Below are 21,370 nucleotides of genomic sequence, written 5' to 3'. Positions count from 1 at the left end.
GTGATGAGTGCTGAGTGATGAGTGCTGAGTGATGAGTGCTGAGTGCTGAGTAATGAGTAATGAGTAATAAGTTTTGAGTAGTGAGTAGTGAGTAGTGAGTAATGAGTGCTGACTAATGACTATTGACTAATGACTAATGACTATTGACTAATGACTATTGACTATTGACTATTAACCATTGACCATTAAACCAACACCATTTCGGGTTGGGTTTGCGATAGACTCCCGAAAAAGTCGTAGTAATCTAGTGCTTCTAAAATTCCCCAGGCGTATTGTCCTTGAGCAAAGTAAATCTGGGCATAGCCACGTAACTTTTGCAGTTCTTCGCTGTAATTTCCAACCACAACGGCTAAGGTATTACCGGTTAACATAGTTTCGTCGTTTCCTGATGCGCCAGCGACTAAAAAGCGTTTTACAGGTAAACCCCATTTTAGAGCAATATAGCGTAGGGCATCTCCTTTAGACGCGCGGATAGGTAATAGGTCAAGATACATATCATGACTGTAAATACCTTTGACGGGGAGTTGTTGACGACGCAAATGGCGGATAATTTCTCGGTAACTGGGCGATACGCTAGAATCCACAAAGTAGCTGATTTTAAATTTGCCTTGAGCATCTGCTGGCTGCAATTCCACACCAGGAATATCTTTCATTGCTTCCCGAATCGCTTCTGGTTGCCAATTGTGGCTAATATGTTTTAGCCAAGTAGTATCTGTGACAATTCTTGGGCCATAGTAGATTTCGCTACCAGTGGAAGTAATGAGTAAATCAGGCATGGGAAATTCCCATTCCTCTAACATATTTAAGGTACTTTTGAGACTGCGCCCAGTTGCAATTCCGACTCCTGTTGTCTGTCCTTGTTCACGGATGCGTTCAATCAAGGTTTCTAAAGCTTCTTGATCGCCTAAGAGTGTATTATCTATTTCTGTGACTAAAAAGCGATCGGCTGTAGGTAGGTGGTTAGTTTCTGGTATGTTCCAACCAGGATGTTCCGTAGTGGGAAAGACAATTAAAGGACTGAGTAAAGATTGTATCTTTTGTTGGGGGAAGCGGCGGACTTTTTCTAAATAATGCTCAATGTGACTTTCCCATGAGAAATGTTGGCGGACATTAGTTAAACCATTACTAGACCATTTTTGCCATTGCTGATGGTCAGTTAAGGCTGTTCGCAGTGCATCTTGAATGTCTTGAATATTTAAGGGGTCTACTAATAGTCCATTGTCACAAGCGGCGATGATATCTCTAGGGCCGCCATCAGAGGTGGCGATAATCGGTACACCGCTAGCTGTGGCTTCAATCAGAGTTAGTCCAAAGGGTTCAGTGAGGGCGGGATTAATAAATACGCCCTGTGTTTTGGCTGTCAAGCGATATAAGTCGGGGACATCATCAGATGTATGATGTTTGGGATAGGCAACATGACCATAGAGGTCATAGCGATCAATTAATTGCAATATTTCGGTCAAAACTTGGCGTGGCCCTGATTCCATCGTGGTGATGTCGTCGCGATTTCCTAGCACAATGACTAAATTAGCTAGCTCACGCAATTTAGGATCTTCACCATAGGCTTTGATCAGACTACCGACATTTTTCCGAATAGCCGGACGGGAAATTGCCGTGATCATCGGCTTGTGCATATCATGCAAAAATCGTTTTAACTTTTCGTAAATCGGGGGATTTTGCCAATTATCAGGGGCTGGGTAAAAACGTTCTAAAGTCACACCAGGGGGAATCACTTCCATTCTTTCTGGTTGGTAGCGGTCATAGACGCTATATTGTTCTTCAACTTCTTGATTAGTGCTGGCGATGACTAAAGCTGCACCACCCAGGGTAATTTCTTCAGCTTCAATGCGGGTGCTGATGTGAAAGTTTTCTTCTATGACTTCTGGCTTAGTTCCATGTTCTAGCAATCGTTGCAGTTTCACCCTTCCTAGTGAATGACCTGTATGCACTAAGGGTGTACCTAACCAACCAGCCACTCGACTACCTACGTAGCCAGCATCAGCATAATGTGTGTGAATGACGTTTGGTATTTTGCCGACTTTGCGGATGTGTCTAAGTAGTTCATCTGCAAAGGTATCTAAATAAGGCCACAGAACTTCTTTGCGGAGGTAACGCCGGGGGCCACAGGCTAGACGAATGATTTGGGCTTTGTCGGAGAGAATTTCTACTGGTTGAGCATAATCAGCACTCACCTTGGGGTCTTGTATCAACCGAGTTACTAAGTCAACTCTTTCTACTTCGGGATGTTTAGCTAATGTGGCGGCGAGTTCAACTACATATTTTGTTTGTCCACCGGTGTCAGCGTCTCGTCCTAACTCTAGATTATGACCTCTAATTAAGCCGTGAACACTGACTAGTATGATATACAACCCTGAGCTATTTGACATTTTGTCTTCCTCTCTAGTTGACTTTATTTAGTGCTATGTTTAGGCTTTTTTGATGGAATCAATGGTGATCATTGATGATGAGATATCCATAAAAATGGTACTCATTTGTAATTTGAACAAAGTCAGAAATGCCGTCAAAATGTGCATTCACCAATAATTCGTCATTTGCAAATAAACATCATTACTAGATATTTATTATTTATAGTGATAACTTTTTCTTAATCTCCAAATTGTGACAATATACTCCTGTATATAGTATCAGTAAGGTACATGATGAGTGCATCTATTACAAGAAATACTCGTTTATATTAGAAATATCACTCCCTGAGTTCTTTAAAAAGTCATGTTCTGAAACTTACAGGTTGCAGATGGATCAATTTAACCGTAATATTTAATACTTGGATAAAAATGTTTGATTTTTGTCTAAAAAATGTATATTGATATACAGTAATTTTCATTTCTTTTACTCCTAAATTTATGTCTAATCCAGTTAAGGTATTTTTTTCTTACTCTCACAAAGATGAAGCTTTGCGTGATGAATTAGCCACTCATCTGAGTACAATGAAACGTCAGGGCGTGATTGAGGCGTGGTATGACAGAGCCATCATTGCTGGCAGTAATTGGGCAGATGCTATTGATGATAATCTCAACATTGCAGATATTGTTTTACTGTTGGTTAGTGCTAACTTTTTGGCTTCAGATTACTGTTATGACAAAGAAATGATGCGGGCGATGGAACGCCATGAACACAAAGAAGCCCGTGTAATTCCGATTATTCTCAAGCCCGTAGATTGGAACGATACACCATTTAGTAAGCTGCAAGCATTGCCCAAAAATGCGAAACCTGTGACAACTTGGACAAATCAGGATGAGGCTTTTTTAGATATTGCAACAGGGATTCGTCGGGTGGCTGAAGAAATGGCTAAGTCAAAAGCCTCTGCTAGTTCTGTTGTGAACACTACACCTGTAACTACTACTCCAGGTGGAATAACTGATAGGCAACGTCGGAGATTAGAGCAAGAACGGGACTCATTACAGCAACAATATGATACTGTAAGTAACAAACTAGACAGACTGCGCCAAGCATATTCTATTGAAACGGATGTAACGACAAAGTTTAAGTTGGAATCCCAAATCAAGGAAGCTCAAGCCGAACAAGACAGATTAGATGATCAGCTTGAAGAAATTGAGCAGAAACTTTTGTAGTTCACTTTATAACTCAGCCCGCATCTTGCCCTATTCTCTATGAAATCTATTGAAGTTTTTATCTCTTATCATGAGAAAGATGAGGAATTTCGGCAACAATTAGAGATACATTTAGCATCTTTACGTCGGCAAGAGGTGATTTCTAGTTGGCACGATCGCAAAATTATTCCAGGGCAAGATATTAGAGGAGAAATTGATCAACGCCTCAACCAAGCGGGTGTAATTCTACTGTTAATTAGTCCTGATTTCCTAGACTCTGACTATCACTGGACAGTGGAAGTGACACGAGCGTTACAGCAGAACGCAGCGAAGAAAGCCTGTGTGATTCCTGTGCTGCTACGTCATGTCGATTGGGATATTCCTCCCCTGAAGGAACTATTACCATTACCGAAAAATCGTAAACCGATTAACAGTTGGGCTGATAAGGATGAAGCGTTTGTAGAAGTTGTTAAGGGGATTCGGGAAGCTATCGCACCCTTAATGACACAATTAGTTGATAGCACTAATGACTCAACCCATCAAGCAACTACAAAAGCACAGGAAGACCTGCAATATAAAGTCACCACTCTAATAAATGAAGCAGATAGTTTGCGTGAGGGTAAGAAGTTAGAGGAAGCAATCTTGAAATACAAAGCAGCTATCAGTCTTGAACCAAACTCTTTATACGCTCACAATGGACTGGGGATTGCGCTGTACAAGCAAGGAAAACTAGAAGCGGCGATCGCATCCTTCCGCCAAGCTTTAAATATTGACCCCAATTTTGCAATCGCTCACAATAACCTGGGGAATGTACTGTCTGATCAAGGAAAACTAGAAGCGGCGATCACGTCCTACCGCCAAGCCTTAAATATTGACCCCAATTATGTAAACGCCCACAATAACTTGGGGAATGCACTGTATAAGCAAAAAAAACTAGAAGAGGCGATCGCTTCCTACCAGCAAGCCTTAAAATTTGACCCCCATGATGCAAAAGCTCACTGTAACTTGGGGATTGCGCTGTACACCCAAGGAAAACTAGAAGAGGCGATCGCTTCCTACCGCCAAGCCTTAGATATTGACCCCAATTATGCCAAAGCTCACAATAATCTGGGGATTGCGCTCTCTGACCAGGGAAAACTAGAAGCGGGAATCGCATCCTTCCGCCAAGTCTTAAATATTGACCCCAATTTCGCAATCGCTCACAATGGACTGGGGATTGCGCTCAAAGCACAGGGAAAACTAGAAGAGGCGATCGCTTCCTACCGCCAAGCCTTAAATATTGACCCCAATTATGCCAAAGCTCACTATAACTTGGGGAATGCGCTCTATGCACAAGGAAAACTAGAAGAGGCAATTAAAGAAATAGAAATAGCTGTTACTCTTGACCCTAATAACACTCTATTCCGCGAAAACTTAAAGCTTTTTAAAAATCAGAAAAAGGGTTTTTGGGGGCGTTTATTTGGTGAATAAAATAATCTAGGCGATTAACAAACAAAACATTTTAAGCAATAGGTTCAAATACCATTTGCGGAATTAATACACCCGCTTGTAATTCGCCAATTCCCAAAAAACGGGTTGCTTCATAGACTCGCACCTGATCGGTGATTTCTGGAGTTAGGGAAATGCGCTGTCCCTGACACCATTTTTGGGCAGAAATGCTGGGTAAAGTTACAGATGGTAGATGTTGTAAGGCTGTATCTGGTGGGGTGGGTTGAAATGTCCCGTTTGAGAGTTGGGCTTCTAACTCATCTAAAGTGAGACTATCTGCTAAATTGAAACCACTACTTTGAGTACGTACTAAAGCAGCGAGAGTTCCGCCTGTATTTAACACTGTACCTAAATCACGAGCGATCGCCCGAATATATGTGCCGCCACCACAGGCTATCTCTACATCTAATTCGGGAAAATCTCCGACTCGCCAATCTAAAATTTCTATGCGATAAATTTCTACTGTCCTTGGGGGAACTTCTACGGCTGCACCTTGACGCGCTAAATCGTACAGACGTTTTCCTTCGACTTGAATCGCACTGTAAATTGGTGGAATTTGCTCGATTTTACCGATAAATTTAGCTAATACCGTTTTTATTTGTGCTAAATCTAATTCCGCGCCAGGTTGGGACGAGATGATTTCACCTTGTAAGTCATCAGTTGTAGTCTGCATCCCAAAGCGGATAGTAGCTTTATAAGCTTTATCACTGGGAAGATATTGTAATAATCTTGTAGCTTTACCAACTGCAATGGGTAGCACACCAGTAGCGGCGGGATCTAATGTACCTGCGTGTCCTACACGTTTGAGTTTGCATAATTTTCGCGCCTTGGCCACGCAATCATGAGAAGTCCAGCCAAATGGCTTGTTTAAGTTAATAAAACCTTGCACTGTGAAATTTATGAGTTTAGCGATCGCCCACAATTCTAATACTATCAGGTGGCTGAAAGCTGAAATTTTGGAAAATAGGGGTGTAAGGTTTTTTACGAGTCGTGATGCGTGGGGAGTGCGTCAATAGATAAACGTAGACATGATATGACTAGATACCCAATTTTTTCATCAAATCGGGTATCTATTGAGTAAATAATATATGAGATAATTACTTAACTTCTTCGGGCGCAAAAGCTTTGATTTTGCCCTTTTTGACGGCAACTACTACGTCATAGGTTGCACAATAAGAGATGGTGACATTATTAGCCTTGTTATAAAGATTTACTACCATACCTGCGCCACCAGGTTGAACTCCCAGTGGTTCTAAGTCGCCAAAGAAGAAACGACGCAACTGATCACCACTACCAAACTGACCTTTGTGTTTAGCTAGAAAATCAATTTTTTGTTGTGCAGTCAAACCTGTCGCATCCTTCATTTCTTCTGCTGATGCTTGTACCAAATGAGGATTAACGGCTTGTAGTGGAACGTCAAATACCGTTAACATACCAGCTAAAGCAACAGTTGTAAGTAAAGATGGTGCAAATTTCATTGGTAACTCCGTTTTTGGTTTATCCCGGCGATTACAGCATCTCAACAACTACTGAAGTTCACCTGAAGCCTAAATGGAAATTACCTGAATTTACTTGTGCAAGTAATTCAGTGAATACTCAGCATTTTCTCAGAAAAATCAGGTTTTAAGTACAAAATCAGGAATTGGGGTTAAGAAGTAACAAGATAGGGTTTTCAAAATTAAATACTAGTCCTATATATTGAATGATTGTCTCGTGGGAGTGGTGTAATTGTGGACAAGTTAAGAAGAAAGAATCGTTTCATACACCAAATTCCTGGTCAAGTTTATTTATGGTTAGCAGTGTTAATTTTTGGCGCATCAAGTGCAATAACGCGCAAACTAACTGAAATTGGTGCAGAAAACTTCTTAGGTGGCCGCAACCCAATTTCGTTATGTAATGTTTTGTTTGTGGGTAATCTCTGCGCTTTATTTTTGATGATTTTTATTTATGGGCAACAGTGGAATCAAACAGCATTAAAGAAAATCACCAAAAAAGATTGGCTTTATTTAATAGTTGTGGCGATTTTAGCAGGAGCTTTAGCCCCTGGCTTAATTTTTCAATCTCTGGCTTTAACCAATGTTAATAACGTCATTTTGATAGGACGCATAGAAGTTCCCTTAACATTATTTTTATCGATAGTGGTTTTGAAAGAGCGGGTAAATAAAGGGGAGATTGTCGGAGCGATCGCTGCTTTTATTGGTGTACTAATTACCGTGATTCTTCAGCCTCAAACTGGGCAAATCATGATGAATATGGCGGGATTAAATATTGGTTTAGGTGAACTATTAGCAGCCACAGGAGCAGTATTTTTATCATTAGCAACAGTGATTAGTAAACAACATCTGATTGATATTCCCTTGGGGATTTACAGTATTTTTCGCACAGCTTTAGGCACAGTCGTATTTTTTATCATTGCGCTTGTGCTTTATGGAAGTGAGCATTTTATGGATGTGCTATCACCATTTTTATGGAAATGGATGTTGATTTATGGAGGTCTAATTGTTGTCGTCGGTCAATCATTTTGGATTAAAGGTTTGAGAGTGGCTAGCGTATCTACAGCTTCTTTAGCTAGTTCTTTTACTCCCGTGGCAGGTATTTTAGCAGCTTATTTAATTCTCGGTGAAGCACCAACTCCTGCTCAATATTTTGGTGGTGGTTTAATATTAATTGGTATCTTGATTAGTCAAATTAGCTTGCGGCGGCAAAATTCTGCTCGTTTAATGGTTAATCAGGAAGTTTCTACAGCCAAAGAACAAGAAATAGAAAACAAGGCTGGGTTTAAGGGAGTTTAACTAAATTCAGTTTTCTAGCTCATTACAATTAATTCATATTAACTAAGTAGGATTTCTGTCAAAAACTTATTTTTCAGACAAAGATACTCAGTAATATCATAATCAACGGCGGGGTAAATTCATAGTTCTTGCTGAGGCGATCGCTAATTCAGCACGGTGAAAATAGTGAAAGCTAGTAGTAAATTTCACCACCCAATAGAAAACATGAAAAACAAATTACTGTTTGCCGGCGTTTTTATGGCAACTTGGCTAGGAACACTTATTCCCAGTGCTTTAGCTGCTCCACCCTGTTCTGTAGGACAAAAAGCAGAAGTGCTTTGGAAAGGAAAATGGTACGCAGCTACAGTATTAGGAGTTCAGAATAACAGGTGTTATATTACCTACGATGGTTATGATAGTTCCTGGAATGAGTGGGTTGGATCTGCCCGCTTTCGCGCATTATTTAAAGCAGGCGATTCAGCCAGAATTCTCTGGAGAGGAAAATGGTACGATGGGAGAATTTTAGAAGTCCGTAATAATCGCTATAAAGTTACCTATACTGGTTACGACAGTTCTTGGGATGAGTGGGTTGAACCAGCACGGGTCAGCAGATAAGAAAATATCTATACAACACAAAAAACCCCGCCTTGGGGTAAGTCAAGAAGCATGGGTTTATAGTACAATCTAGCTTGTATAGTTAATTCGTCCACGATCACGGCAATCACTGTGGTCGTTTTTCTATTTTATGTCGTGCAAGTCAATAATGGGGTGAGGGGTCATAGCTCCCACTTGGGGGCAAGAGGCACGGGGGCAGGGCGCATGGGGGCAGGGGAGCAGGGGAAGAAAAACTGATGACTATTGACTATTGATTATTGACTAGCCAATGTGTTGGACTACGGGTGGTTTTCTTGAACCATCTCCTTGTTGTTCTGGTCTAGTTTGCGGTGTAGCATGAAGTTGTGGTTCTGGTTGTGGTGGCTGGGGTTGTGGCCCTAATGGTTGGGGGTTGGTAATATACTCAAATTCGCCTCTGCCATCCATTGAACGACCTTTTGCCCAACGCCCTTGTGAGCTTTCATTCCCTTCGGAATGATTCCAAAACTGATAGGCAAATTCACGTTTTTCTAATTCCAAGGGGAAGGAACTAGGAACTGGTGTACTTTCTAGTCCAGATTGTTCTAAGTCTTCAATCGCCGCTAACCAGAGGTTTTGGTGCATGGTATCACGGGCAATCATAAAACTTAGGGTATCTTTTACCCCTGGGTCATTCGTCATTTCATACAATCTTACTGCTTGTAAGCGTCCTTGACTTTCGGCGTGAAGATTGGAACGGAAGTCAGCTAAGAGATTACCACTAGCAACAATAAAACGACCATTCCAAGGATAGCCCACGCTATCGGATGGAGTTGCGCCTAAACCAGAAACGATGGCGTGTTGGGGATTCATGGCTGCATTCATGATCACATCTCGCGGGTTTGTCCCACCCATCACCGCACCTACTACTGCATCTGTTGCACCCTCTTCTTGAATGTTTACAGGTGCTTTGTCTAAAAGATGGGCGATAGTTGTAGCTAGCATTTCAATGTGACCAATTTCTTCAGTCCCCACATCTAGCAACATATCTCGATATTTGGCAGGGCCACGACAATTCCAACCTTGAAATAGGTACTGCATCATGACGGTCATTTCCCCAAAAGTGCCGCCAATGAGTTCCTGAATTTTCATCGCATAGACTGGATCTGGTTTTTCTGGGGGTTTGAAATATTGCAGCTTTTTAGAATGATAAAACATTTTGCTTCTTAGTTAAGTGACAGAATACAAGCTCACAAATCTTTGATTTTTATGGCTTCTTGCTTCTAGGAAACTAAGTAAATCTTTTATCTACATCAGTCAGGAGTGATAGAAAAACTAGGCAATAGTTACAGCAAAATTAACTCTTTGGATGCACGTACTAATCTGCGTCAGACATTAAAACAGTTATCATTTTTTTGCTATGAGGCTATAATCATCGCTTGAGTGCGATCGCATCTTACAATTTTGGATTTTGGATTTTAGATTGTGGATTGTGGAATGCTTTATTGGTAAGCTTTTTGACAATCTGTTTGTCGCAATAATTTCTCAAATTGGTATTAATTCTGCCTGATTGATTTTGACAGGTTGCTTATGTTAAGATACCCGACCCTTTAAAAAGTCGGGTATCTTTATGGATGTATCATAGTTTGTGCGTCAGACTAATAGTTTCAATCGGCTGAAAATATTTAGAGGCGAGGTTTCTGACTATCTTTTCGCTTTGATGACGAAGGGGTTTTAATTTTCGTCACGTCCGTGAACTTGAGCCGGGGGGCTAGTGGCTTCTACGGCTGTAAATGGCTCTAGAATATTGTAGTGATGAGTTGCACCTTTCGGAACTACCCAAGAACTACCAGGTTCTAGTAAAATCATTTGTCCTTCAATGTGCAGTTCTGCACGACCGTTAATTACATAACCAACGGTTTCATATTCACGTTGACTTGTTTGTTTATCTTCTCTGGCTTGTTCATTTTCCCAAAGCCGCATGGAAACAGTTTTACCGGAAGCTAGATATTTTTGACCGAGTTTACCTTTGGGAGAATGGGAAGAATCTATTTTTTTGACGCTAGTATCAGTCATAAGTTCATCACCTTAAGGTTTGAGTACAACTTTGATGCAGTTATCTTGTTTGTGTTTAAAAATTTCGTAGCCGTGGGGTGCTTGTGCTAGCGGTAGTTTGTGGGTGATAACGAAGGAAGGATCTATTTCACCGTTTTGAATACGTTCTAGTAAAGGTTTTAAATATCTATGAACGTGGGTTTGTCCCATTTTGAAGGTTAAACCTTTGTTCATGGCTGCACCCATCGGTATTTTGTCGAGGAAGCCGCCGTATACACCTGCTAATGAGACATGACCGCCTTTACCACACGAGACAATGACTTGTCTTAAAGCTGTTGGTCTGTCTGTTTCTAGCCTCACAGCCTGCTTAACTTGGTCGTAAAAAGCCATCATATCTGTACCGTGGGCTTCCATTCCTACTGCGTCAATGCAAGCATCGGGGCCACGTCCGCCAGTCATTTCTTTGAGTGCTTCCCCAATATTGACTTCTTCGTAGTTGAGAACCTCCGCTTTACCGTATTCTTTCGCCATTTGTAGGCGTTCAGGTATACGGTCAAAAGCGATGACTCTTTCTGCACCCAGCATATATGCGCTTTTGATGGCAAATTGTCCGACTGGGCCACAACCCCAAACAGCGACAATATCACCAGGTTTGATATGACAATTTTCCGCCGCCATGTAGCCTGTCGGGAAAATATCAGTTAAAAATAATACTTGTTCGTCCGTAAGATTTTCAGGAATTTTCAGCAAACCCACATCAGCAAAAGGCACACGGGCGTACTCTGCCTGACCGCCAGCGTAACCGCCGAATAAATGGGAGTAGCCAAATAGACCGGCTGGGGAATGTCCCATTTGCAGTTCTACCATCCAGGCGTTAGGGTTAGAATTATCACACAAAGACCATAATTGCCGTTGACAAAAGAAGCAAGAACCGCAAGAAATAGTAAAAGGAACAACAACGCGATCGCCTACTCGCACATTTTTGACTGCACTTCCTATTTCAACGACTTCCCCCATAAATTCATGACCGAGAATATCGCCCTGTTGCATTGTGGGGATATAGCCATCATATATATGTAAATCTGAGCCACAAATGGCTGTAGAAGTAATTTTAATAATGGCATCACGGGGGTTAATAATTTTCGGGTCAGGTACATTTTCTACTCTGACATCGTTAGTACCATGCCAGCAAACTGCTTTCATAGTTATTAGTCCTTAGTTATTAGTCCTTAGTTGTTAGTCATTAGTCATTAGTCAACAGTCAATAGCTAATTAGGTTTCTTTTCTATGCTTCTGTGTATTATTCAAGTTGAAAATCTTGTTGAAATTGAGTTAAGAGACGCGATAAAATGCGTCTCTTGGCAATCTATTTAGAACTATCTTCTAATTTCTCTTTGCGCTTCTGGTTGTTGATAATAACCACGGTCACGATTGGTAATAGGCTCAACTGCTTCCTTGGCTTTTCTTTTTACATCAGCTTGAAATTCTTTTGTAGCTCTGGGCGTTTCTTCGTTTAAATTTAATTTCTCGCGCACGTTATCAACAGTATCTTTGAGCTTTTCTTGGGCATTTCTCACTTGATTGTCGCCAATTCCTTGACTATCTGGTGTGCCTTTGTAATAGATACCCTCTGGAGTTTTTACATCAGCCTGAGCAATCATGGCACTGCTATATGTAAAACACTGACCTATAAAGAAAGTAGCTCCAATTAAACAAACAATTACAACTTGACGGAGGAGGAAGTTTTGTAACCAAGAAATTACTCGATTCATAAAGAACCTCAATTACAGTGCATCTCTATTTTTGATGTAGGAGATGTAACTAAACATCTTTTGAAAGTGTGATTTATGAATATGTAATTGGGTGTAATTACATTATTTTTCAGCTACTACTGGCTAATTTCAAGGTTTGAGTACAACTTTGACGCAGTTGTCTTGTTTTTGTTGAAAGATTTTATAAGCATGGGGTGCTTGTTCTAGGGGTAATTGATGGGTAACTACAAAAGATGGATCAAGTTTGCCATCTAATACTAGTTGTAGTAACAAGTGCATATATTTTTGTCCGTGCATTTGTCCCATTCTGAAGGTAAGACCTTTATTAAAAGCAGCACCAAAAGGTATTTTATCTACAAATCCACCATAGACACCCATGATAGAAAGAGTTCCACCTTTACGACAAGCCACCATCATTTCTCGTAATACATGGGGACGGTCTGTCTCTAGTTTTAGTTTTTGTTTGGTTTGGTCATAGAAATCTTCTATTCCCACACCATGCGCTTCTAAACCAACTGCATCAATGCAAGCATCAGGGCCACGTCCGCCTGTCATTTCTTTTAATGCTTCGCCTGCATTGACTTCTTCGTAATTAATAATTTCGGCCTTGGTGTATTTTTTTGCCATTTCTAAGCGTTCAGGAAAGCGGTCGATAGCGATGACTTTTTCTGCACCCATCATATAGGCACTAATCATGGCAAATTGTCCGACTGCACCACAACCCCAAACTGCGACAGTATCCCCTGGTTGGATATCACAAAATTCTGCCCCCATGTAACCGGTAGGGATAGCATCGGAGATGAATAATAACATTTCATCTGATAAATCCGGCGGTACTTTCACAACACCAACATCAGCGAAAGGTACACGCACATATTCAGCTTGCGCCCCTGCATAACCCCCTAACATATGAGAGTAGCCATAAATAGCTGAGGTGATGTTACCAAAAAGTTTTTCTTCTATCCAAGCTTTGGGGTTAGAGTTGTCGCACAATGACCACATATCATGCTGACAATAATGGCATCTACCACAGCCAATTGTAGAAGGAACAACGACGCGATCGCCTATTTTTAAATTATCAATTCCTTGACCAACTTCTACAACTTCCCCCATAAATTCGTGACCGATAATGTCACCTTGCTGCACTGTGGGAATATAGCCACCATAAATATGCAAATCTGACCCACAAATCGCCGTAGAAGTAACTTTAATAATCGCATCACGCGGATTGAGTATTGTCGGGTCTGGGACAGACTCTACCCTAACTTCATTAGCACCATACCAACAAACAGCTTTCATAGTTATTAGTCAATAGTCAACAGTCATTAGTCATTAGTTCTTCTCCCCTGCACCTCTGCACCCCTGCACCCTCATTTCCTCCCCGATGGCTGTCCCTCTGTGGTGGCGATTTCGCCTGCTTCCATGAGCATTTTGAAACGGCGTAGTTCGTCACCTATTTGTTGTTCTGGTTCTTCACCAAAGAGTTTGGCGAAAATTGCTGTTAATGTTCCACCTGGGGGATTGTATTCTAAAACTACTTTGACTTCTGTACCTCGATTTCCTGGTGCTGGTTGAAAACGCACAAAACCGGAGTTTTCTACATCTGCGCCTTCTACAGAAGCCCAGGAAATAAACTCATTTTCTCGGTCTTCTAAGATGTCTGCATCCCATTCTATGCTATTACCAAGGGGTGCATTAGCTATCCAGTGCGACCTTTTATCATTGTAAACTTTGACAGATTTGAGATGTTTCATGAATGTGGGTAAATTCTCAAAGTTGTGCCAATAACGGTATAGTTCCTCTGTTGACTTATTAATTGTCACCGTCTTTTCAACTTTGATGGGTTTGTTCAAACCGATGGCTTCTTGGGCTTGTTGAATGGTGCTGCGTTTAGTCGCACCTTGGTAAATCAAGCCACCTCCAGCTAAAGCCGTCAATACTCCCCGCAAAGAGGCTTGTCGTAAACCCATTAACACTAACGCACCACCACCAATAAGCGAAGCCCAACGTTCTAAATCACTAGCTTCAGCCTGTTTATCCCCTGATGTTAAAGTCACGTTACTCTACTCCAGATTTCAAAAATTTAGGGAGTAGATGATGAGTTTTATCTCTACTCCCAATTCTCTTAAATTGAAACAGCTGCGCCTGTTGTCGGTTGAGGAGGCTTAATTTCCGAGGCTATGCGTGTGCGATATAGGTTAACTAATCGCTGTTCGTACTGCACTAGGTCTTGGTAAATTCCTTTAAAAATAGCGGTTGCTACTGGGTCTGTGTACATTGCACACAAGTTACCAATATCACCAATACCTGTTTGTAAATCACCCAAGGCACAGCGTATCTGGTAGATGTCATCGCTACCTGTCAAGGTTGATTTGACTTTGGCATATTGATTGGCAATTTTTGCACTCAAAGATGGTTTTTCGCCAAGTCTTTGCAGATATGTTTCTATTCTTTCGATGTGGCGTTGTTTATTCACAATCATGTCTTGAAACAACGCTTTAGCTTGTGTATCTGATTCTTTTTCTGCGTAACTTTGTAGTGCTTCTAGTGAATAACGTTCTCCAGCCAAAGCTGTATTTAAGCCGCGCACGATTTCAGCTTTAGTCGAACCACCCCAAGCATCAGCCAGTTTCCACCATTCTGCACTGGTGTTTTTGACATCTGGTAATGCAGCTTCTTTCCCGCCGTAACCCAAACGGTTCAAAATTGCAGTGGTAAAAATAGGTAAATCTCCAGGTTCACGGGATGTAATTAAGTTACCGTCAATTACCAGTGCTTCATCTTCGTAATTTGCACCAGCGTTAATCATATCCTTACGAATTGCACTAAAACCCGTAGCGCGCTTACCCTGGAGTAAATCAGCTTCAATTAACACCTGTGGCCCGTGACAAACCGCAGCCACTATCTTTCCTTGCTGCATTGCTTCTTGCACAAAGCGGACTGTATTGGGGTTGCGGCGCATTCTATCGGGGGCCATCCCACCGGGAATAACTACAGCATCAAATTCTGATGCGATCGCCTCTGTAGTGGTAGCATCAGCTTGCACAGATAGTTTACCGCGTTTGCCCTTATATTTTTCATTCATCCGCGCACCCAGGACAACTACCTCAAATCCTGCTTGCTTTAGCCCGTTGCAAGGAATAATAAATTCTACGTCTTCTACTGCTTGTTCAATGAGAATCGCTACTTTTTTCTTAACAGAATGATTGTTGTGGTCGGTCATATTTTTTCCTGGCTAATAATTTTAAATTTTGAATTGTCTAAACTGGAACTTCACTATTTGGAGGTGTCCCAAACATTTCCTCATAGTCGTGAGAAAAATGCCGATGTAATTTAGCAAATCCTTGTGGTGTAACAGCATTTTGCAACACTGCAAAAACTGCACGCACATGAATTGCAGTTGTTGTTGGTTCTAGATTTTCTTTTTGACTAACACGCACAATAAAATCTTGTAAATTAAAGCTTTGGTCTGGCTCCCCTTCCCGACCTTGCAAACACTGACTCAATTCTTGTGGTAATTGAGCAGATAAATCTTGAGCTTCATCTCCAGAAATCCGCTCTTTTATCGTTTCTAGAGTTGCACAGGTAGCACGTTCCGCCTCTTCACGGGAGTTAGATTGAGCCAAGCTTTGTACATGAGTAATAAACTCGTTATAGTCCATTGCTGCCTCCGTTATCCAGAGATTTTAGGCATTGTTTAGGAAAGGATTTTATCTTTCAGCATTTATATTGATATTTAAAAACTTGTTGACTTTGGAATGGCTAACGGAAAATCAGCAATCCTTAACAGTAAATTTAATAGATTAGATCAAAAATTTGCTTCTTTCCGTTCCCTTAAGAAAAATAGTTATGAGTAGGAATTTTTCATCTAGGCTTGACGTGGGTTGAGAACTCCTCACTCATAACTACCAGATTCAACTACAAGTGGCTTGACCTTAGATTTCATACTTTTCAGATTAGACTGTAACGTCTATATTTACTTCGCTCTTAGGAAATAGATTAATTTATCTCTGAAGTTGTACATCTTATGCAGTACAACTAATCAGCTAAAAATAGTTATGGTAATGATATTGTAAGGGCTAGTTTTATGACAGAAAATAATCAAAATCACGAAGTTAAATCTGATGATTTACCACAAGTAGTGACCGAGTCCTATGGTACAGGTGTGAAGGACATCCCTGGTTACAATATTGGCGGCAGAATTCTGCAAGAAAGAAGACGAGAATATACACAAACCAGTCCCGAACTAACTGGTGGTGATGTTGATGCTTATTGGCAAGATGCTGACTCTGTAGGCGAAGAAGCTGTTGGCGGAACTGCACCCACCCCTGACCAAAATGTGACGGAAGAATTAGAAGCAGCCGTGGGTTTAGAAATGAACGATAACGAACTACTTCACACTCAAGACATTTTAGAACGCCGTGACGATGCACGCTGGGAATTAGATCCTACCTCTGCCGAAGATTATCAAGAACGGCAACCAGATGATAGCTAATACCAATTCGCAATGGGCTAACGCCCCGCTTCGCTAACGCAATTCGCGATTCGCAATTTGTAATTCGTAATTCGCAATTAAGCAAGTCAGATACCATCTTGGTTTCAAGCTATGCGGCTGTTGCTCAGTTTTGGATAATTGGTATTATACCAATCTTAGTTTGTAGTGAGAACTTTAGTTCTCAAACAAGGACTAAAGTCCTCACTACAAACCTTTAATTTGAGAAGTTCGCGCTTTTGCTACGGTATGGCAAAAGCACGAAAATATCTAACTTCTAACTAATACCAAACACCGAACCGACTGTAGATTTAATTGAGTCCCTTGCATCCTTTAAAGTCTGGGTGATGGGGTGTTTAGTCTGCAAAAATACCCGCGCACAATTACGTCCTGGCATTCCAGAAATTGAACCACCGGGGTGTGTACCTGCACCAGTTAAAAAGAGATTCTCAATAGGGGTTTTGTAATTAGCAATTTCTGGCAGAGGACGGAAAAATACCATTTGATCTAATGTCATATCAATATGGTAATAATTACCTTTGTACGCGCCTAATCTCTCACCTAATTCTGCGGGGCTTTCTACTCGACGGGCGATAGTTGCAGTTTTGACGTTAGGGGCATAAGTTGCTAATTTCTCCACAACTTTATCTGCAACTTGATTTTTTAATTCATCCGTCCAACCAGTTCCTTTTAAACCTGTACCTTCTGCGCCTGCAATTTGATAGGGGGCAAAAAATTCAATCCACACAGTATGTTTTCCTGGAGGTGCTAAGGTGGGGTCAAGGAAGCTAGGCATTACTACATACATGGATGGGTCAGTATCAGGAATTTCTCCCAAGGTACATTTACTATGGGCTTGTTCCACATGGGCAACGGAATCTGCAATTAAGATAGACCCAACTAAATATTCGTCTTTGTGGGCATGATAAGGAAAGCGCAGGGGTTCATCTAAAGCCAAGTCAATTTTGAGGATAGTTTCATTATTGTTGACAATGCGACGTTCTAATCTTTCCCATAAATCTGGGTCGGCTGCATCAACATCACTTTTATCAGTCATTTGTAAAAATAACCGCTTGGCATCAATATTAGAAATAACTCCATATTTAGCACGGTATTCTTTACCACCAGCTACCCTAACACCAACAGCTTTACCATTATCAATTAATAGTTTTTCTACCTGTTGGTCTGTGAGAATGACACCACCTTTAGCCGTAACTAAATTCACTAAAGCTTTGACTAGTGCGCCTGTACCGCCCCGTGGTCTAGCCATACCGGGGTTGTGACGCATCGCCATCATAATTGCACCAATAGCTAACGTTTTTTGGGATGGCGGCGCACCTAATTCAGAAGCAAGTCTAGCAAGGGGTGCTTTGAGAAATTCAGAATCAAACCACTCATTTAATAAATCTTCGGCACTGGTCATCATATTACGTACAAAATCTAGTGTTTTGTTTGGTGAACCAATGACAGAAAATAAATCTTTTAATTTAGTAATGTCGTAGTTACCAGCAATATCGATGATGGATTTTGGCGGTGCATTAAACATAGGAATCATTGCACCTATTGCCCTTTGCCAATAGTCGGTAAATTCTGCATATTTTTTGGCATCGCGTTCACTGTAACGGGCAATTTCAGCACAGGTTTTTTCTAGAGATTTATGGGCGAGAAAATATTTACCGTCAGGATGGGGACAAAAAACTACTGGGTCACATTCTAGATATTCTAAGCCATATTTTGTTAATTCTAATTCTTCAACAACTGGCCCTAAATGAATAAATTCATGGTCGATGGCACAGAGGTTAAATTTAAAGCCGGGGGCTTCTTTGGGTAAACATTCTTCTGTGGTAGCTGCACCGCCAGGGACGGGACGTTTTTCTAGGAGTAGGACACTATAGCCTGCTTTGAGCAAATAAGCTGCACAAACTAACCCGTTGTGACCTGCACCGATAATAACTACATCATACTCTTGCATATGTTTAATTTTAGAATAAGGTGGCTTGATAATATTACAAAGCGATAGGAAAAATTACAACCTTGAGAATTCGTGAATAATTTCATTTAACTAGTAGTTGTAATGAATGCTATAGTTAATCAATTAATTGTGTCATCGAATCAGGTACTTGATTAACATTAGCTTCTACTAAAAGAATAAGTTTCCCTGGTTGTATTTCCATGTTTTTAATGCTGAAGTTAATATCTTCTAATTGAAAATCAGGCAGATTTGTTAGTTCTTGAAATTTCTGCATTAAAGATACAATTAGGTCGAGAGAAATCCCTTCTCCTTGATTACAGTTAAAACTTTCCAATATGATGGGATGGTATTGAGTTCGGGGTCGTAGCATTACGGTAAAACCTAATGAGCGATTAAGGTTATTTTCTGTAACTTGCACTTTTCCTTGTAATTCAATGCGATTCTGACTGTGTAGAGATATTTGCATTTTTTGCAAAGCAAAGTCTACAACTTGACCATTCACACTCACCTGAAACTTCTGCACTAATTTTCGAGAAAATTGTGAATTCAGTGCATGATTGAGATCGGCTTCAGTTAGGGTAACACGAGCCATGAGATTTACTGGCTTGTTTAGTTGAATCTGTCCGAAGATAGCCTTAAGGGGATTAATATCAATGCTATCTGTTTGCAGTTTTATTTCTTGAAGACGGATATTTTCTTTTGTGACTAATCCTTGTCCAGCAAATGTCACACCATCTGCTTGTCCTTGCATAATTTTTAAGATATCAGTTTCTACATAGATATCAATTTGTTCTGCTGCTTCTAGTTGATTAGCGATACTTGTTTCAGCTACTTGAGAGATGATTTGCTTGTCTAAACTTTTTTGGTCTGACATGAATACATATTTTTTACTTATGATTATTTACCATAAACTCTAAGTATCTATTAGCGAATCTATAACATGGTATATATCTCGCAATAGAAAGGGGATTTTAACTTCTGATGTTAATAGTTTATACCTGTATTTTGATGGCGATCGCAGTGCGGTAGACACTCCTAGAAATGGGTGCTTCATAAAGCATAATTTTTTACGCGTCTAAAAAATCTTATAGGAGAATTTTTAGTGCAGAAATTAACCAAAAGTCGCAATTAAGTCGCCACAGTTTTTGAGTGCTAGTTGTCAATTACAGCAGTTTGCATATTCGTGAAATACAAAATATTTGTCAACTGTCGCATATTTGTAATATTTAATTGTGACAATATTAAACCATGTCAAGCTCATGACAATGCTGCATTGAATAATCTCATTTCTGGAATTCCCCCAATCTTGTGTTAATCAAATATTCCCAGTCCAAAAAGGTGAGATACTGATAGAAAAATTACTTATTTCTGAGGATAGATGCAGATATGCAGCTTTTTGGTTTGCCGGCAGAAAAAGGTAGATGGTTGTTGATCCCTCTTGGTGCAACTGTTTTACTCTGTCTTGGTACTGTTTATTCTTGGAGTATTTTTAGAAAACCTCTGGAAAAATTACTGAGTATTAATGCTACAGAAAGTCTATTACCGTTTACAGTTTTGTTAATGATGTTTGCTGTACTAATGCCAATTACAGGCTTTTACATCAAGCGTTTCGGGACTCGTATGATCACCGCAGTTGGGGGTGTAATTATGGGACTGGGTTATATTTTGTCGGGTCTAAATGGTAATTTCCAAGTGCTAACTTTCACCTACGGCGTGATAGCGGGCGTGGGTGTGGGTATAGTTTATGGCGTACCGTTAGCAGTAATTGCTAAATGGTTTCCTGATAAGAAAGGTATTGCTGTTGGTTTAACTGTCATTGGTTTTGGTCTGTCTCCATTAATTACAGCACCGTTGGCGAAATCACTGATTGATAACTTTGGAGTGCGACAAACTTTTCTAATTTTAGGTATAAGTTTTACAGCTATTATTCTAGCGATCGCAACTTTGTTGAAGACACCTCCAGAAGACTGGCAGCCAGCAGGTTGGAATCCTGGGTTCTCAGCCCATAGCAATACGCCTTCGACAACTTCTGAAACAATGCTGCAAACACCGGCATTTTATGGTTTATGGCTGTGCTATACCATCGGTACATTTTCAGGACTAGCGGCAATTGGCATTTCTAGCCCCTTAGCCCAAGAAATCATTAAGCTAGATGCAACAGCAGCAGCTAGTACAGTCTCTTTATTTGCAGTGTTTAATGCTTTAGGGCGTTTGTTTTTTGGTTGGCTGACTGACCGTTTTAGTCCTAAATTGGGGGCTATTGTTTCCTTTACCTTAGTATTAATTGCATCGCTAATGATGGTGAAAGCTGGTCAAGGTGCTGTAGCTACTTATTTAGTGGCATTTTCTCTATTTTACTTTTCCTTTGGAGGGTGGTTAGCGATCGCCCCCACCACTACCTTAATCTTATTTTCACCAGCAGACTATGCTAAAAATTACGGTCTGGTTTTCACAGCCTATGGTGCAGGTGCTTTAGGCGGAACTTTGCTAGCTGGCAGAATTAGAGATATATTCGGCAGTTACACAGTGTTTTTCTACCCTACTACAGCACTGGCAATTTTAGGTATTGTGTTAGCTGTGTTCATGCTCAAACGTAGTTTTTCTAGTGTTTCTGTTAGCCAGTAGGAGGCATATTTTCTGCCATTTGGAATTGATATGCCTGTTGAAACTCTCAC

The 21,370-nt window shown here is 40.6% G+C and carries 19 protein-coding genes; 6 read left to right on the top strand and 13 right to left on the bottom strand.

The features are described 5' to 3' along the window. Positions 1 to 185 precede the first annotated feature (185 nt). The gene (locus tag ACQFX9_RS09460; protein ID WP_427161780.1) at positions 186 to 2,387 is read right to left on the bottom strand and encodes an HAD-IIB family hydrolase; all 2,202 of its coding nucleotides are present in this window, start codon (positions 2,385 to 2,387) and stop codon (positions 186 to 188) included. A gap of 477 nt (positions 2,388 to 2,864) precedes the next feature. Between ACQFX9_RS09460 and ACQFX9_RS09455 the strand changes: the two genes are divergently transcribed. Further along, positions 2,865 to 3,593: a toll/interleukin-1 receptor domain-containing protein gene (locus ACQFX9_RS09455; RefSeq protein WP_427161778.1), complete on the top strand. Its 729-nt coding sequence runs from the start codon at positions 2,865 to 2,867 to the stop codon at positions 3,591 to 3,593. 39 nt (positions 3,594 to 3,632) lie between these two features. Next, entirely contained in the window at positions 3,633 to 5,042 is a 1,410-nt protein-coding gene (locus ACQFX9_RS09450) for a tetratricopeptide repeat protein (protein WP_427161777.1), read from the top strand. A 31-nt stretch (positions 5,043 to 5,073) separates the two neighbouring features. On the opposite strand, the gene truB is transcribed toward ACQFX9_RS09450, so the two are convergent. Then, entirely contained in the window at positions 5,074 to 5,949 is an 876-nt protein-coding gene (gene truB, locus ACQFX9_RS09445) for a tRNA pseudouridine(55) synthase TruB (RefSeq protein ID WP_427161775.1), read from the bottom strand. Positions 5,950 to 6,157: 208 nt separating this feature from the next. Beyond that, the gene (locus ACQFX9_RS09440; protein ID WP_427161773.1) at positions 6,158 to 6,538 is read right to left on the bottom strand and encodes a hypothetical protein; all 381 of its coding nucleotides are present in this window, start codon (positions 6,536 to 6,538) and stop codon (positions 6,158 to 6,160) included. A gap of 252 nt (positions 6,539 to 6,790) precedes the next feature. Here ACQFX9_RS09440 and ACQFX9_RS09435 point away from each other — a divergent pair, with 252 nt between their 5' ends. Further along, positions 6,791 to 7,852 (top strand): DMT family transporter, encoded by a 1,062-nt coding sequence (locus tag ACQFX9_RS09435; protein ID WP_427161771.1) that lies wholly within the window; start codon positions 6,791 to 6,793, stop codon positions 7,850 to 7,852. Positions 7,853 to 8,056: 204 nt separating this feature from the next. Beyond that, positions 8,057 to 8,446 carry an agenet domain-containing protein gene (locus ACQFX9_RS09430; protein ID WP_427161769.1) on the top strand — a complete coding sequence of 130 codons (390 nt, stop codon included), beginning with the start codon at positions 8,057 to 8,059 and terminating at the stop codon, positions 8,444 to 8,446. Positions 8,447 to 8,707: 261 nt separating this feature from the next. Here the strand turns inward: ACQFX9_RS09430 and ACQFX9_RS09425 are convergent, their stop codons facing one another. The 8 genes from ACQFX9_RS09425 to ACQFX9_RS09390 all read right to left on the bottom strand — a co-directional run bounded on the left by ACQFX9_RS09425 (position 8,708) and on the right by ACQFX9_RS09390 (position 15,893). Then, complete coding sequence (locus ACQFX9_RS09425) at positions 8,708 to 9,622, bottom strand: manganese catalase family protein (protein WP_427161768.1); 915 nt, start codon at positions 9,620 to 9,622, stop codon at positions 8,708 to 8,710. A 516-nt stretch (positions 9,623 to 10,138) separates the two neighbouring features. Beyond that, complete coding sequence (locus ACQFX9_RS09420) at positions 10,139 to 10,480, bottom strand: cupin domain-containing protein (RefSeq protein WP_427161767.1); 342 nt, start codon at positions 10,478 to 10,480, stop codon at positions 10,139 to 10,141. A gap of 12 nt (positions 10,481 to 10,492) precedes the next feature. Then, positions 10,493 to 11,662, bottom strand: a complete 1,170-nt coding sequence (locus ACQFX9_RS09415) for a zinc-dependent alcohol dehydrogenase (RefSeq protein ID WP_427161766.1) — start codon at positions 11,660 to 11,662, stop codon at positions 10,493 to 10,495. A gap of 173 nt (positions 11,663 to 11,835) precedes the next feature. Then, positions 11,836 to 12,231 carry a hypothetical protein gene (locus ACQFX9_RS09410; RefSeq protein ID WP_427161764.1) on the bottom strand — a complete coding sequence of 132 codons (396 nt, stop codon included), beginning with the start codon at positions 12,229 to 12,231 and terminating at the stop codon, positions 11,836 to 11,838. A gap of 129 nt (positions 12,232 to 12,360) precedes the next feature. After that, positions 12,361 to 13,530: a zinc-dependent alcohol dehydrogenase gene (locus ACQFX9_RS09405; protein WP_427161763.1), complete on the bottom strand. Its 1,170-nt coding sequence runs from the start codon at positions 13,528 to 13,530 to the stop codon at positions 12,361 to 12,363. Between the two features lie 71 nt (positions 13,531 to 13,601). Beyond that, on the bottom strand, positions 13,602 to 14,288 hold the full coding sequence (locus ACQFX9_RS09400; protein WP_427161761.1) for an SRPBCC family protein: 687 nt from the start codon (positions 14,286 to 14,288) through the stop codon (positions 13,602 to 13,604). Between the two features lie 68 nt (positions 14,289 to 14,356). Further along, positions 14,357 to 15,454: a DJ-1/PfpI/YhbO family deglycase/protease gene (locus ACQFX9_RS09395; RefSeq protein WP_427161759.1), complete on the bottom strand. Its 1,098-nt coding sequence runs from the start codon at positions 15,452 to 15,454 to the stop codon at positions 14,357 to 14,359. A 37-nt stretch (positions 15,455 to 15,491) separates the two neighbouring features. Continuing rightward, positions 15,492 to 15,893, bottom strand: coding sequence for a DUF2267 domain-containing protein (locus ACQFX9_RS09390; RefSeq protein ID WP_427161757.1), 402 nt, complete (start codon positions 15,891 to 15,893; stop codon positions 15,492 to 15,494). 425 nt (positions 15,894 to 16,318) lie between these two features. Between ACQFX9_RS09390 and ACQFX9_RS09385 the strand changes: the two genes are divergently transcribed. Continuing rightward, on the top strand, positions 16,319 to 16,726 hold the full coding sequence (locus ACQFX9_RS09385) for a DUF6335 family protein (protein ID WP_427161756.1): 408 nt from the start codon (positions 16,319 to 16,321) through the stop codon (positions 16,724 to 16,726). Positions 16,727 to 17,000: 274 nt separating this feature from the next. On the opposite strand, the gene crtO is transcribed toward ACQFX9_RS09385, so the two are convergent. After that, positions 17,001 to 18,695 (bottom strand): beta-carotene ketolase CrtO, encoded by a 1,695-nt coding sequence (gene crtO / locus ACQFX9_RS09380; RefSeq protein ID WP_427161755.1) that lies wholly within the window; start codon positions 18,693 to 18,695, stop codon positions 17,001 to 17,003. 115 nt (positions 18,696 to 18,810) lie between these two features. Further along, a complete protein-coding gene (locus tag ACQFX9_RS09375) occupies positions 18,811 to 19,569 on the bottom strand; it encodes an LmeA family phospholipid-binding protein (RefSeq protein WP_427161753.1) in 759 nt (252 codons plus the stop codon). A 512-nt stretch (positions 19,570 to 20,081) separates the two neighbouring features. On the opposite strand from ACQFX9_RS09375, the gene ACQFX9_RS09370 reads away from it, so the two are divergent. Next, the gene (locus ACQFX9_RS09370) at positions 20,082 to 21,320 is read left to right on the top strand and encodes an L-lactate MFS transporter (RefSeq protein ID WP_427161751.1); all 1,239 of its coding nucleotides are present in this window, start codon (positions 20,082 to 20,084) and stop codon (positions 21,318 to 21,320) included. The last annotated feature ends 50 nt before the right edge of the window (positions 21,321 to 21,370 follow it).

Origin of the sequence: Aliinostoc sp. HNIBRCY26, from assembly GCF_050235535.1 — a bacterium.
GTDB lineage: Bacteria > Cyanobacteriota > Cyanobacteriia > Cyanobacteriales > Nostocaceae > Trichormus.
Note: the sequence above shows the minus strand (reverse complement) of the source record. Positions and strands in the feature narration are given on the sequence as shown.